At 62.2% G+C, this 14,385-nt stretch carries 11 protein-coding genes and 1 tRNA gene; 5 read left to right on the top strand and 7 right to left on the bottom strand.

Going from position 1 to position 14,385, the window contains the following annotated elements:
* Position 1: 1 nt before the first annotated feature.
* Positions 2 to 898, bottom strand: coding sequence for an isopenicillin N synthase family dioxygenase (locus ARC39_RS22800; protein WP_068118447.1), 897 nt, complete (start codon positions 896 to 898; stop codon positions 2 to 4).
* Positions 899 to 1,238: 340 nt separating this feature from the next.
* On the opposite strand from ARC39_RS22800, the gene mnmH reads away from it, so the two are divergent.
* Together mnmH and ARC39_RS22790 are read left to right on the top strand one after the other, a co-directional pair.
* Positions 1,239 to 2,303, top strand: coding sequence for a tRNA 2-selenouridine(34) synthase MnmH (mnmH, locus tag ARC39_RS22795; RefSeq protein WP_068118444.1), 1,065 nt, complete (start codon positions 1,239 to 1,241; stop codon positions 2,301 to 2,303).
* Positions 2,304 to 2,466: 163 nt separating this feature from the next.
* Positions 2,467 to 2,543: transfer RNA gene (locus ARC39_RS22790), tRNA-Met, on the top strand.
* Positions 2,544 to 3,173: 630 nt separating this feature from the next.
* On the opposite strand, the gene ARC39_RS22785 is transcribed toward ARC39_RS22790, so the two are convergent.
* The 6 genes from ARC39_RS22785 to ARC39_RS22760 are packed head-to-tail and all read right to left on the bottom strand — an operon-like array spanning position 3,174 to position 8,831.
* Positions 3,174 to 4,031, bottom strand: coding sequence for an alpha/beta fold hydrolase (locus ARC39_RS22785; RefSeq protein ID WP_068118441.1), 858 nt, complete (start codon positions 4,029 to 4,031; stop codon positions 3,174 to 3,176).
* Positions 4,028 to 5,101, bottom strand: coding sequence for a branched-chain amino acid ABC transporter permease (locus ARC39_RS22780; RefSeq protein ID WP_068118439.1), 1,074 nt, complete (start codon positions 5,099 to 5,101; stop codon positions 4,028 to 4,030). Before ARC39_RS22780 ends, ARC39_RS22785 begins: the two co-directional genes overlap by 4 nt.
* Before the next feature lie 7 nt (positions 5,102 to 5,108).
* A complete protein-coding gene (locus ARC39_RS22775; protein WP_068118572.1) occupies positions 5,109 to 6,101 on the bottom strand; it encodes a branched-chain amino acid ABC transporter permease in 993 nt (330 codons plus the stop codon).
* A 7-nt stretch (positions 6,102 to 6,108) separates the two neighbouring features.
* Complete coding sequence (locus ARC39_RS22770) at positions 6,109 to 6,813, bottom strand: ABC transporter ATP-binding protein (RefSeq protein WP_068118437.1); 705 nt, start codon at positions 6,811 to 6,813, stop codon at positions 6,109 to 6,111.
* Positions 6,810 to 7,574, bottom strand: a complete 765-nt coding sequence (locus tag ARC39_RS22765; protein WP_068118434.1) for an ABC transporter ATP-binding protein — start codon at positions 7,572 to 7,574, stop codon at positions 6,810 to 6,812. The genes ARC39_RS22770 and ARC39_RS22765 overlap by 4 nt, the downstream gene beginning before the upstream one ends.
* A gap of 60 nt (positions 7,575 to 7,634) precedes the next feature.
* A complete protein-coding gene (locus ARC39_RS22760) occupies positions 7,635 to 8,831 on the bottom strand; it encodes a substrate-binding domain-containing protein (protein WP_068118433.1) in 1,197 nt (398 codons plus the stop codon).
* 106 nt (positions 8,832 to 8,937) lie between these two features.
* Between ARC39_RS22760 and ARC39_RS22755 the strand changes: the two genes are divergently transcribed.
* The 3 genes from ARC39_RS22755 to ARC39_RS22745 all read left to right on the top strand — a co-directional run bounded on the left by ARC39_RS22755 (position 8,938) and on the right by ARC39_RS22745 (position 14,359).
* Positions 8,938 to 9,528, top strand: coding sequence for a LuxR C-terminal-related transcriptional regulator (locus tag ARC39_RS22755; protein ID WP_068118432.1), 591 nt, complete (start codon positions 8,938 to 8,940; stop codon positions 9,526 to 9,528).
* A 92-nt stretch (positions 9,529 to 9,620) separates the two neighbouring features.
* A complete protein-coding gene (locus tag ARC39_RS22750; protein ID WP_068118431.1) occupies positions 9,621 to 10,658 on the top strand; it encodes a CAP domain-containing protein in 1,038 nt (345 codons plus the stop codon).
* A gap of 305 nt (positions 10,659 to 10,963) precedes the next feature.
* Positions 10,964 to 14,359: a M10 family metallopeptidase C-terminal domain-containing protein gene (locus ARC39_RS22745; RefSeq protein WP_068118429.1), complete on the top strand. Its 3,396-nt coding sequence runs from the start codon at positions 10,964 to 10,966 to the stop codon at positions 14,357 to 14,359.
* Positions 14,360 to 14,385: the final 26 nt, after the last annotated feature.

Raw genomic sequence — 14,385 nt, 5'->3', positions numbered from 1 at the left:
CTCAGGCGCGGGCGTAGCTTTGCAGGGCGCTGTCTGCCCAGGCCTGTCCGGAGCGGGTCTCGACGGCAGAGCCGCGCGAGCGGGTCGGTTCGGGCCGCAGGAAGAAAGCCACCGAGCGGCGGACATGTTGCGGCGGGACGACCCGGTGAGGGCTGGAGATATATCGTCCGCCTGACCACTCCATCAAACTGTCCCCGACATTGACGACGAAGCTTCCCGGATTGTGTGGCACGTCGATCCACGGACCATCGGGCGTCGGGCGCACCTGGAGGCCCGGTTCGCCGTCTGTCAGGAGCAAGGTGAGCACACCGGGGTCGGTGTGGGTTCCTGCTCCCATCTCCCCCCGCGCGCCGCTGGCCGGCGGGTAGTGCAGGAGCCGCAAGCGGGCGTCGGGATCTTTCACGCGGTTGTCGTACCATCCCTCGGGCAGATCGAGGTCGGCCGCAACCGCGCGATGCAGCGACATGGCCAGTACCTGCGCTGCGGAGAAAAACCGCAGCATCGTCTCGCGAAAACCGGGGATGTCCGGCCACAGGTTCGCGCCGCGGTAGGGCGCCCCCCAACGAACCGCCGGCGTGTCGCCAGGGGCCTCCGGCCCGATACCGAAGGCTTCCTTCCGGTCCGGCCGGTCGCTGCCTTCTTCCAGGGATTCGGTGCCGATCTTGGACCAGCCGCGTTCCTGAGCGATTGACGGAACCGAGAGCGTGCGTTTCTCGGCTTCGGTGAGTTCGAAAAAACGGTCCGCCTGTTCGAATACCGACTGGATCAATGGCTGGTCGATTCCATGGCCAGACAGCAGGAAAAACCCCGACTCCCGGCAGGCCGCACCGAATTCGCGAACAAAGCCGACACGATCGCTTCCCCGGGAAAAGCGACTCCAGTCCAGTATCGGAATCAACCTATTGTCTCCTCTCGCTTTTATGGTCGCACGACGAAAAAAGGGCGGCGGGCAGAGTGGGAGCTGTCCTGCCCGCCGCGTTCGGCCGCTCGGCCTCAGGTGATCTTCACACCCCTTTGTCGCGTGTTTGTAACCGCACTACCGTCAACGATCACATCGTACGACTTGCGGCGACGATCGGCCCAAAGGGATCGCATGGAAAACATGGAACTTTTTTAACCAAAGGGCTTCGACTGTGCGGTGCCAACTCGCGTTGCACGCAAACTGTGCAGATTGTGTCTGGCCGATGGCTTCAGACGTTTCTTTCGTGCCGGGGAAAGCTGCGCTAGACAGGCCTCCCATGGCCCATGATCTGCCCAACCTCTCCAAACCGCTGGATTTCCCGTTCGATTCGCTGATCGATGTGCGGTCCCCGGCCGAGTATGCGGAGGACCACGTGCCCGGGGCGATATCGCTGCCGGTTCTCGACAACGAGGAACGCGCGCTCGTCGGGACGATCTACAAGCAAGATAGCCCGTTCAAGGCGCGCAAGGTTGGCGCGGCCCTGGTGGCGCGAAACGCCGCCCGCCATATCGAGACGGCGCTGGCAGAGAAAGACGGCGGCTGGCGTCCTCTGGTCTATTGCTGGCGCGGGGGGCAGCGCTCGAACTCGTTTGCCTCAATCCTCGCGCAGATCGGTTGGCGTGCGGATGTGCTGCAGGGCGGCTACCAGAGCTATCGCCGTGCCGTCGTTGCCGCGCTCTATGGCAATGCGCTGGCGCATCGTCTGGTATTGATCGACGGAGACACTGGAACGGCGAAGACCGAATTGCTGCACATGGTGGCGTCGCGTGGCGGACAGGTGCTCGACCTCGAAGGACTGGCCAATCACCGGGGATCGGTCCTCGGGCCGCGTCCGGGCGGTCAACCGAGTCAGAAGATGCTCGAGAGCCGGCTGGTGCAGGCGCTTGCAGCACTCGACCCCGCACGCCCCGTGCTGGTCGAGGCCGAAAGCAGCAAGGTCGGCGATCTGCTGGTGCCGCCGTCCCTCTGGTCGGCGATGCGCGCGGCTCCGCGGATCAGGATGCAGGCGAGCGTGGAGGACCGGGCGCGTTACCTTGCCCGCACCTACACCGACATTTCTCAGGACAGGGGGCACCTCAAGGAGATTCTCGGGCAACTTGTACGGCTTCAGGGCCGTGCGCGTGTGGCCGAATGGCAGGCGATGGTCGATGCCGGCGCGTTTGAGGCCCTCGCACTGGAGCTTGTGACGCGCCACTACGACAGCCGATACGCGGCATCGCGCAAGGACGCTGGCGCACCCGTTGCACGGCTGGACGTGACGCTCGACCCGGACGGTATGGCGCGGGCGGCCGATGCGCTGCTTCCACTCGTTGACAAGGTTGCTGAACAAGACCCGACGTGACGGTCATGTATCGCATGACGCTGGCCGCTTTCGCCGGCCATGTGGAGCCAATCCGAAGCATCGGCGCGCCGCCTCGACCGACGCCCGAGCACCATTGCGGCACATCTCGCGAATCCGCTTGACGCCTCGCTTCCCGTCCATTACCTCCCGCCTACGTTTTCGGGGCGGAGTAGCTCAGCTGGTTAGAGCAGCGGAATCATAATCCGCGTGTCGGGGGTTCAAGTCCCTCCTCCGCTACCAAAGAAACCACTCACATCGTTGGAAGAACGCGCCTGTCGGGCCTTGGGTATCTCGAACCCGGGGACGTATGTGGATCAATCCTATCGGGTGTTCGCGGTTGTGACCTGTCCCCAAAAATCAGGGTTGGCTTAATCCGGAATGCGCTGGTTCCCGAGCGCACTGCGAATCCTCGGCCATCCGGAGCGGCAATCCGGGGCACAGTCACCTGAGCGGCTCGGTTGCTCCCGAGAGATCCACGTTGGTGGTTGCGAGGCTATTTGGCTCGATCTGCACGGTCTTGCGGTCGCCGCATGGAGCGGCGCTTTCATCACCTAGTTCGTTGCCTTCTGGCCTGTCGTGTCGAAACCGCCCCTGAGCGCGGCGGCGCAATCCGATCTTGATTTTGGTTAGGGGCAGCCAAGCGGACGGACGAAACCAAGGAGAGACGCCACGGAATAGCAGCCCGCCAACGCCCAGCATGCCCGATAAGCAAGATCGGTGCCCGTGCACGAACGGCGTCATTGTGTGACCGTCGCCAAGGGAGGCCATGTCCGAACCGCAACTGGAGAGCGCCCGTCGAGACCGACGTCCGTGACGGGGCGGTGCTGTTCGGCAAAGGGCAGACCTTTGATTTTCTGCGGCCCACTACGGCTATTTGGCCTGCACGCCGAGGGACTCGATCAGTGTCCGGACATGGCGGATATCGCCGTCTCTGGACAGAGTGGGCGCATGTCCGCAAGATTCGACCACCGAAACTTCCGGGCGAGGACCGGTGGTTTCCATGCGGGCCGCGGTCGAGACGGGCAGGAGGTCGGATTCGGCGCCACGAATGACGTGAACCGGGATATGGATGCGCTGATACCTGTCCCAGGTGGAGAGTTCTGCGGGCGAAGCCAGGAACTGTACCGTTATGCGCGGGTCGTAGTGTGTCGTGAACCTGCCGTCGTCGCGTCTGCGGACGGAGGTTCGCGCCATGCGGGTCCAGAACCCGTCGCTGGCCGGACCGAAAGGCCGATAAGTCGTGCGAAACCACGCTTCGGCCTCGTGCATGGTCGCGAACTCCGGCGGTGAGTTCGCATAGCTGAGTATTCGGTCAATAGCGGGCTGGGGGATCTCCGGCCCAATGTCGTTGATAACCAGATAGGAGAGCCTGTCGGCGAGCGGTCCGGAGGCCATTCGCATTCCGATCAGCCCTCCCAGCGAGGTGCCGATCCATCCGGCGGTGTCAATCTCGAAATGGTCCAGCAGGTCCGCGGCGATCCCTGAATAGTACTCGATGGAGTACTCGGCTTCGGGATTCTCAGACCAGCTCGACAATCCGCGCCCGATGGTATCGGGGCACATTACGAAATATGTGTCGGAAAGCGCTGCGGCGAGTTCGTCGAAATCCCGCCCGGTGCGTGCAAGGCCATGCCACATGACAAGCGGCGGGGCGGAGGGATCGCCCCAGAGCGTCACGTGGATCTCGTGGTCCATGACTGGGACAAACAGGAACCGGGGGGATGTCATGTCCGTGCCTCCTTTCCGGCGATGGTTCCGGCGATACCCTTCGGGAAGAAGTACACCAGCAGGATGAAGATCACGCCGAGCCAGAACAGCCACCTGTCAGGCTCCAGGATAAACGGAAGCAGCGGGACATTCGCGAGCGCCTCGGCGGCACTGCCCATGAGGTCGCGCAGGTAGTATTGCGCCAGCACAAGCAGTACGGCGCCAATGACGGCACCATACATGGTGCCCATGCCGCCGATCACGACCATCAAAAGGATGTCGATCATGATCGAGAAGCTGAGCGCGGTGTCCGGACCGGTGTATTTCAGCCAGACGGCATAGACCGTGCCCGCGAGCGAGGCGATCACCGCGGCAACGCAGAAGACGAAGGTCCGGTACGCGACGACACGATAGCCGATGGCCTCTGCCCGGGCTTCGTTCTCCCGGATCGCCTTCAGGACGGTGCCTATGGGCGCGCCGACCAGCCGGATCATCAGCACGAAGAGCACAAGGCAGGAGGCGAAGACGAAGTAGTAGGCGGCCAGCTTGCCATTCAATTTGACCCCGAAGAGCCGGGCGACCTTGCCTTCCTCGGTCACCGCGAGCTTTGTCGCCGGTTTGAAAAGGTCGGGCGCTTTGTAGGTGATGCCGTCCTCGCCGCCCGTGAACTGCGAGAGCTGGCTGGCGAGCACCATGACGACGCTCGCCGCCGCCAGCGTGATCATCGCGAAGAAGATCGCCTTCACCCGTAGCGAGAGCAGCCCGATGGCCACTGCAACTACCAGCGAGACGAACACGCCTGCCAGTGCGCCGAGGATCACCGCGTCCCATCCCGGCCCCATCTGCCGTAGAGAGATCGCAGCGCCATAGGCGCCGAAACCGAAGAACATCGTATGGGCGAAGCTGACGATGCCGGTGTATCCGATAAGCAGGTCGTAGCTGGCCACCAGAACGATGAAGACGCAGATCCGCGCCGCGACCTCGAGCGAGCGGATGTCCTGAAACAGGAAGGGGGCGAAGAGGAGGAGGGCGGCAATCAGCAGGACCACGCCCTTCACCAACATCTCGCCCCGGGTGCTTTGACGGATCATTTTCGCCTCATTTCACAGCTGGTCTGAGCCCGTTGGGCCGCCACAGAAGGATCGCCATCATCAGGATCATGTTGGACGCCAGCGCCAGTTTCGGCGCCAGGAAACCCACGTAGTTCGCCACCAGCCCCACCATGATGGCACCGAGAAGCGTGCCCTCGATGGAGCCGAGCCCGCCGATGATGACCACGATGAAGACGACGATCATCATCTCCGCTCCGAGCGCGGGGGTGATCAGCGTCTCGTAGCCGGCCCACATGGCGCCACCGAGCGCGGCGAGCGCGGAGCCGACCATGAAGACGGCGACGAAGAGCCGGTCGATGCGGAAGCCGAGCGCCTCGACCATCTCGCGGTTCTCCACGCCGGCGCGGATCAACAGGCCAACCCGGGTGCGGTTCAGCGTCAACTTGAGCGCGAGATAGACCGCGAGGCCAAGCAGGAAGGCGAAGGCGCGGTATTTCTCGATGGCTACATCGCCGAACAGAACGGACCCTTCGAGGAAACGCGGGCGCGGGACGTTCATCGGCGTGCCACCCCAGGCCGCGAGGATCATCTGTTCCGCGACGATCAGCGCGCCCATTGTGATCAGGATCTGGCGCAAATGGTCGCGATAGACTGGCTTGATGATGACGGTCTCGAAAAACCACCCCGCCGCCAGTCCGAAGGCAATGGCCGCGAGGAAGGCCGCAAGGAGTGCGGCGACGTTCAGCAAGACGCTCTCCGCACCGAGCCAGCCCGAGAGCCATGCCAGTACGCTTGCCGCCACGAAAGCGCCGAAACTGACGAAGGCGGAATGGCCGAAGTTGAGCACATCCATCAGGCCGAAGACGAGCGAAAGTCCCGAGGCCATCAGGAAAATCATCATGCCCATGGCGAGCCCCGCCACCGTCAGCGTCACCCAGGATGAGGGTGCGCCGATCAGGGCGAAGGCCACGAGCGCAACGGCGAGCGGCAGAAGGTTGACCCCTCCGAGCCGGTCGATTGCTGTACGAAGTCCGTCCATCATTCCCTCATGCAGACAGGCTCAGCAGGTTTTCCTGCAAGTCCTTGTTGGCGACGAAGTCCTCCATGCTGCCCGCATGGGCGATGCGCCCGTCGTCTATCACCGCCATCTGGCGCCCAAGCGACCGCGCGAACTCGAAGTTCTGCTCAACAAGCAGGATCGTCGTGTTGGCCGAGATCTCCCGGAAGGCCTCTGCCATCGCGTCGATGATCGACGGTGCCAGGCCCTTGGTCGGTTCGTCGATCAGGATCAGCTCCCGTGGCTCGATAATTGCGCGGGCCACCGAGAGCATTTGTTTCTGTCCACCCGAGAGTGCCCACGCCGGCTTGGTCCAGAACGTCTCCAATGCCGGGAAAAGACGCCATATGCGGGCCAGCGCGTCCCTGTCGAACGTGCCGTTTGCGGTGGCGAGCACCAGGTTTTCCTCCACCGTAAGACCGCCGAAAATGCCCATGTCTTCGGGCACGAAGGCGATGCCGAGCCGAGCGATATCGGCGGTGTGGAGCCCCGTGAGGTCCGTTCCTCGAAATGCGACCGATCCCGGCGAAGGCTTCCACAGCCCCATGATGGAGCGCAGTGTTGTGGTTTTTCCGGCACCGTTGCGGCCCAGCAGGACGAAGACCCCGCCCTCCGGCACTTCCAGGGACACATCGTGGAGCACGGCATATTGGCCGATATTGGTCTGCATGGATGTGAGCGACAGCAGGCTCATGCGGCCTCCGTCGACTTGCCGAGGTAGACGTCGCGCACGATCTGGCTCGACATGACCTCCTCGGGCGGCCCGTCGGCCAGCAACTCGCCATTGTGGAGCACGATGATCCGGTCGGCGAGCGCGCGCACCACATCCATCTTGTGCTCTACCAGCAGGATTGTCTTGGTGTGGTCGTGTTTCAACTCGGCGATCAGGTCGAGCACGTCGGGCGCGTGGTCAAGCGACATGCCCGCGGTCGGTTCGTCGAACATGTAGATGTCGGGCTCCATCGCCATTAGAAGCGCGACCTCCAGCTTGCGTTGGTCGCCATGCGGCAGGGCGGCGGCGGGCAGGTGGGCGACACTGTCCAGCCGGGTCGCCTCCAGGTAGCGTTCCGCCCGCGCCGTCAGCTCAGTCAGCGCGTCAACGCGGCGGAAGAGGCGCCAGCCCTCACCCGCGCGTGCCTGAACGGCCAGGCGGATGTTTTCGAGAACCGACAGCTGCGGAAACAGGTTGGTGAGCTGGAAGGCGCGGCCGATTCCGTGGTGGGCCCGGGCAGAGGGCGCAAACCGGGTCACGTCTAGGCCGTCCTTCAGCACCTTTCCGGCGCTTGGAGTCAATTGCCCGGAGATCAGGTTGAAGTACGTGGTTTTGCCCGCGCCGTTCGGTCCGACGATGACTGTCAGTTCGCCGGGGCGAAAGGCGCAGGACACCGTGTTCACGGCGACATGCCCCCCGAAACGGATCGTGAGATCCTCAGTGACCAGGGATGGATGTGACATGGAGCGCACCTGTGTCGCGTCTCCCGGCCCGCCTCGGGGCCGGGAGTTGGGTGGAATGGATTACTCGGAGCGGCCGAGCGGAATATCCATCTCCTCGGGCTTGATCTCGCGCACCAGCTCCGGGATCGCCCAGTCCACGCCGTCGTCCACGCGGATCTTGAAGTGGTACATGCTTTGCAGCGCCTGATGGTCCTCAGGCCGGAATGTCATGGTGCCTTTGGGGGTTTCCCAGCTCATGCCTTCCATCGCCTCGATCAGCGCTTCGGTCTCCCATTCCTCAGCCGTCTCAAGCGCCTTGACCACAGCCATGGCCGCCGCCATGCCACCGGCGGTGAAGAAATCGGGCGGGCTGTCGAACCGCTCCTGATGCGTGGCGACGAGCCAGTCGTTCACCTCGTTTTGCGGGCTCTCGTAATAGTAGTAGATCGCCCCTTCCATGCCGGGGACAGCTTTGTAGGTGGGCAGAACCGGGAGGATATGACCGCCGGTGGATATCTCGATATCGAAGCGCTCGGGCTGCATTGCCTTGATCTTGCCCATCGGGTCGCCGCCGCCCGCAATGTAGATCAGGATCACCTTGCGGCCGTCCTGGTCCTTGAGCGCGTTGAACATCCGCTCTGTCGGGGCGGTGAAATCTGCGGTGCCTTGTGGAATATACTCCTCCGTCACCACCGTAGCGCCGGAGCCCTCCAGAGCCGCCTTGAATGCGGCGATACCATCGCGGCCAAAGGCATAGTCCTCGGCCAGCGTGGCGACGAAGAGATTCTCGTCGGGTTTCAGTGCAAGCGCCTGGGCCTGCATGTCCATCGAGGAATTGCGCGATGTCTTGAAGACGTAGCGATTGCTGTCGGGGCCGGTGAGGCTGTCGGCGACGGCCGGTTCCACGATCAGGATCTTCTCGTATTCCTCGGCGATGGGGAGCAACCCCTTGGTGACTCCCGAGGATGTTGCGCCAACGGCAAGAAGCACCTCGTCGTCACCGTAGGCTTCGGCCAGAACGGCGCGTGCCACGTCCGGCTTGAACTGGGTGTCCTTGTGGACGATCTCGATCGGGTGGCCCTTGACCTCTCCAGTTCCGCCCGTGGCGTATTCGATGCCAAGCTCGAACCCGGTCTGGGCCTGTTTCGAGAACACCTCGAAACTATGACCGGATACGCCGTGGACCAGTGCGATCTTCACCGGTTCCTGCGCGAATGCCGTACCTGCCACCGATAGGCCAAGCGCGACTGCGCCGGCCAGAATTGCACGTAGGGTCATCGGTTCCTCCCTGAAACGAACGGTGCCCCGCGCATTGCGCCGGGCCCTCCCCTTGGATTAGCTTTCCGCCACAAGGGTCTCAGACGGTCATGGAGCTCGCAATATCGTGGAAACACGTATCGACGACTGCTACCGCGACGGATGCTTCGCGGAACTGGCCTTCACCTATGCGCCAGTCGGGCTGGTGGTGACCGAAAACCGGGTGATCCGGGAGTGCAACCTCGCCTTTTCCGAAATGTTTGGATACGCGAAGGATGAGCTAAAAGACCGCGTCTTTTCAATTCTCTACCCGACCGATGAGGAATTCGCGAACGTGCGCGATCGCGGCGTAAAGCAATTGCGTGAAACCAACACGTATTGGGACGAGCGGATCATGGCCCGAAAGGATGGCAGCCTCTTCTGGTGTCGGGTGCGCGGGCATTCCTTCACCCCCGACCGACCGTTGCAGAGGGCCGTCTGGAGTTTCGCCGATCTGTCGGAGATACGGCCCTACCGGGACCTGACGCGGCGGGAACGGGAGATCGTTTCCTACCTCGCGGACGGGCTCACCAGCAAGGAGATCGCGCTTAAGCTCGAGATCTCCTACCGGACGGTCGAGGTCTACCGGGCGAAGCTGCTGAAGAAATTCGGTGTCGCGAATTCGAATGCGCTGGTTCAGGCCTTGGGCGATATCGACGGCGGGCACATTGTCCGCTAGCCGCAGGATTGAACGCCTCGTTTTTGACACTCTCTTGACGGATTCCTGCGGTCCAATCGGTTGTTGGTAACGGAAGAAGAGAGACGGCAACCATGTCAGTCGCCACCGCCGTTGAGCGGCAAATGCTCGATCTGATAAATGCGGCACGCGCCAAGGCCGGTGTGGACCCCTTGTCGCTCGCTCTCGACCTCAACGAGGCCGCCGAAGACCACAGCATCTGGATGCTCGATACAAACACCTTCTCTCACACCGGAAAGGGAGGGTCTTCGGCGGGTGACCGCATGTCGGATGCCGGCGTCGTGTTCAGTGGCAGCTGGACCTGGGGAGAGAATATCGCTTGGCAGAGCGAACGCGGCGCATCCGGTATCTCAGACGATGTCGAGGACCTCTTCGACAGCCTGATGAACAGTCCCGGGCACCGGGCCAACATCCTTTCTTCGAGCTTCGACTACGTCGGGATCGGTGTGGAGCGGGGCAACTACAACGGCTGGGATGCGGTGATCGTAACGCAGACGTTTGCCGCCACCTCCGCATCCGTGGCGCTCGACACCGGTGATACCGGAACCTCCGCCCCAACCGCGGGCCCGGGCAACGATGTCGTGAACGGGACGAACGCAGCCGATGAACTCCGGGGCCACGCCGGTGAAGACATCTTGATAGGCGGAAAGGGAAAGGACCTCTTGTTCGGCGGTGCTGACAGCGACCGGCTTACAGGCAACCGGGGCGCAGACCGGCTTAATGGCGGTAGCGGGCGCGATACGCTTGAGGGGGGAACTGGCGAGGACGAGCTCAACGGGAACCGTGGCGGTGACAAGCTGTTCGGCGGCAACCGGGACGACGTTCTCAATGGCGGCGGCGGAAATGACCGGCTTCAGGGCGGCAAGGGCGCGGATACGTTCGAGTTTCGCGCAGGCTACGGCACAGACCGTATCGTTGACTTCGTGGATGAGTTGGATTCGATCCTGCTGGATGACAGGCTCTGGTCAGGTACGCTGACCAAGGCCGAGGTCATCAGGAAATTTGCCAGCGTCGAGAACGGCAACACGGTTTTCGACTTCGGAAAGGACAAGCTGGTGATCGTGGACTTCGAACGCCCCGCCGACTTGAGCAATGATCTGGTGATTGCCTGAGTCGATCTTTCCACCTTGAAACGGTGAGCAACTGATACCGTCCACCCAAGCGGCCATTGGCGGGGTGGTCTGGCTGCTGCGCGAAACCTCCCTTTGCATTATATCCGCCCACTTGCGTGGCAGGACGTCCTGCTGCGTTGCTTAACCCTCGCTCCACCATCTGGGGATATGACGCCGTCGTAGCGAGCCGTGGATCGCAATCGCCTACAGAAGATCCGATCAGTGGACGTAGGGTAATTGACTGAGGGAAATCACCAGATTTAGTGTAGACTTCCGTTAGAGCGGAACATTGTTGGGGGAAAGTTATGGTTACGAAAACTGGAAACGCCGGAGCGAACAATCTCAAGGGAACCGGTGGCAAAGACATTCTCAAGGGGCTGGACGGCGACGACACGCTCCGTGGACTTGGCGGCAACGACCAATTGTTTGGCGGTGCCGGTAACGATACCCTGCTGGGCGGCGAGGGAAACGACATCCTTCTGCCGGGCGAAGGAACCGACACGGTCGATGGCGGAAAGGGCTCGGACACGGTCAGTTTTCTGACCGCGGGTAGCTCTGTTTCTGCCTCGCTCTCATCCACGTTTACGCAGTTCATCCTGGGCGGCAGCAAGACCTTTGCGAGTATCGAGAACCTCATCGGCACCAACTTCGACGACTATCTGACCGGCAGCGACGGCGCGAACCGGATCGAGGGCAAAGGTGGGAACGACACGGTCTACGGCTATGACGGCAAAGACACGATCCTCGGAAATGACGGCTCCGATTCACTCTACGGTGGCGCCGGAAACGATGTCATCCGGGGCGGTGACGGCAACGATCTGATCTCCGGAGATGCCGGCAAGAACACGCTCTTTGGAGATGGCGGCAACGATACCTTCCGGGACTCCTTCGACAGCTCTGGCATGGCCTATGGCGGCAAGGGCGACGACACCTTCCTTGCGACCTATGGCGGAACCACGTTTAACGGCGAGAGCGGCATTGACACGCTTTCATTCGAGAACGCGTTCTCGGAAGTGAACGCGACCGTGAACGGTCGGTCCGTATGGGGTTTCGGTGGCAGCTATTCGATTAGAACGAACTCGATCGAGAACCTCATCGGCAGCAACAGCAACGACACTCTCAAGGGCAACAACGGCGCCAATACTCTCGACGGTGCCGATGGGGATGACAATCTGCTTGGCCGCGGGGGCAACGATATCCTGATCGGCGGGCTGGGGCGGAACCGGCTCAACGGCGAAGGCGGAACCGACGCGGCGAGCTACGAAAACGCCACGGCTAAGGTGTTCGTATCGCTTTCCAAGGGAGGATTTCAGAACACACGGGGCGCTGGTAACGACCGGCTGACCAGTATCGAGAACCTGATCGGAAGTGCCTTTAGCGATGAACTCACTGGCAACGGCCAGATGAACACCCTGATCGGCGGCCTTGGCAACGACGTGCTCAACGGTAAGGGCGGCCGCGACATGGCCGACTATTCCGATATCGGCACTGGCGTTACCGTTGATCTGGGAGCAAAGGGCAAGCAACAGACCGGCGGCGCCGGGCGCGACCAGTTGATCTCGATCGAGCGGCTCGGCGGTACCGAGTTTGACGATATGCTGGTCGGCGACGGAGGCAGGAATGACCTGTTCGGCCGGGGTGGCGACGACTTCCTTCAGGGCAAGGCTGGCGACGACTTGCTGAACGGTGGTGCGGGGTTCGATGTCGCGTCCTATGCCGAGATCAAGACCAAGCTTAACCTGTCGCTCGCCTCGTCCACCGCGCAAAAGGCCGGGAAGGCCGGAAAAGACAAGCTTGTCAGCATCGAGGGCCTGGAAGGCGGATCGGCCAACGACTCGCTGAAGGGTGACGGTGGAAACAACCTGCTGATCGGCAACAACGGCAACGATACGTTGTCTGGCGGAAAAGGGGACGACATTCTCCGCGGCGGTCGCGGCGAGGATGTGCTGCGCGGTGACGCCGGCAGCGACACTGCCGACTACTCCGACATCGGCAAGGCCGTGACGGTGCGGTTGTCGAATACCGGTTTCCAAAACACGGGCGGCGGTGACCGGGACAAGCTGATCAGTATCGAGAACGTCACCGGCGGGAACGGCAACGACCGCCTGTTCGGAGACAAGAACGGAAACATCTTGGACGGCGGACGTGGCGACGACAGTCTTGTTGGCGGCGACGGCTCGGACATCCTGATCGGTGGGGCTGGCAACGATGTGCTGGACGCGGGCGCCGGGAAGAATGAACGCCTGATTGGCGGTTCTGGAAACGACCGCTACCTGCTCGGCACGGGCAAGGGCTCCGGAATCATCGAGGACTCGCTCGGCAGTCGCGATGTCGTGGATGCGAGCAAGTCCCGGTCGGCAGCCGACATCAACCTTGCAACCGGCAAGTCCTCGACATCCGGCGGGGAAACCCTGACGCTCGCGGCAGGCGGAACCAGCACGTTGCCACTCGATCTGATGTTCCTGCAGGATCTCTCCGGATCGTTCGGCGATGATATCACCACCGTCCGGACGCTCGTGCCTCGGGTGGTGAAGGCGATCAAGAACGTCAATCCCGACAGCGCCTATGGCGTGGTGGGTTTCGTGGACAAGCCCATATCGCCATTCGGCGGCACAACGGACTACGTCTACAAGCTCTTCACCCCGATCACCAAGTCGAGCAGCCGGATCGTCGAGTCCTATGCCGAGATGGACATTCTCAGCGGCGCCGACGGTGACGAAGCCCAGCTGGAGGCGCTCTTTCAGACCGCGGCCCGCGCCGATGGCGAGGTCGGATTCCGCGAGGGTACACAGCGCGCCGCGGTGATCTTCACCGACGCGTCCTACCATGAAGCGGGCGACGGTGCCTCGGCAGGGATCACCACGCCCAACGACGGCGATGCCGTCATCGAAGGGGACGGGACGAAGGAAGATTACCCAAGCGTAGAGCAACTCGCGAAGGCGTTGAACAAGTCCGGGATCTTCCCGATCTTCGCCGTGACGGACATTTCGACCACGACCTACGAGAACCTCGTGGATGAGCTGGGCTATGGCGGCGTGGTCTCTCTGGAGGCGGATTCAAGTAACATCGTCAAGGTGATCAAGGATGCGGCAACGCTGGCGACACAGACCGCCATCGAGGATGCAATCGGTTCGAAGTTCAACGACACGATCCTGGGTAGCGCGATCGGGAACGTAATCCAGGGTGGTGCCGGGAATGACGAAATCCGCGGCCGTGGAGATGATGACAGGTTGCTTGGTGGTACCGGCAATGACGACCTCTACGGCGACGATGGCGACGATGTGCTGCGCGGCAACGCCGGGAAGGACCTGCTTGTCGGTGGCGCTGGCGATGATACGCTCGAGGGCGGCAATGGCGGCGATACGCTCCGCGGGGGCGACGACTCCGATACATTCCTGTACAAGTCGCGGTCGGACTCGACCGTGCTGACGTCAGGACGGGATCGGATCGCAGATTTCAGCGGGGCGGAGGGCGACAGGATCGACGTCTCGGCCATTGATGCAAACACGACCGTCGGGGGAAACCAGGCCTTCACGTACATCGGGACCAGCTTCTTCACCGGCACGGCCGGGCAGTTGCGCTACGAGCTTCAGGGGAGCGATGCACTGGTTTTGGCCGATGTTAATGGAGATGGGACGGCTGATTTCAGTGTTCTCCTGAATGACGTCACCTTCCTGTCGTCGACCTACTTCGAACTCTAGGACCGGCGTATCGTAATCAGGCACAA

This window comes from Tropicimonas marinistellae (assembly GCF_001509585.1).
GTDB lineage: Bacteria > Pseudomonadota > Alphaproteobacteria > Rhodobacterales > Rhodobacteraceae > Tropicimonas > Tropicimonas marinistellae.
Note: the sequence above shows the minus strand (reverse complement) of the source record. Positions and strands in the feature narration are given on the sequence as shown.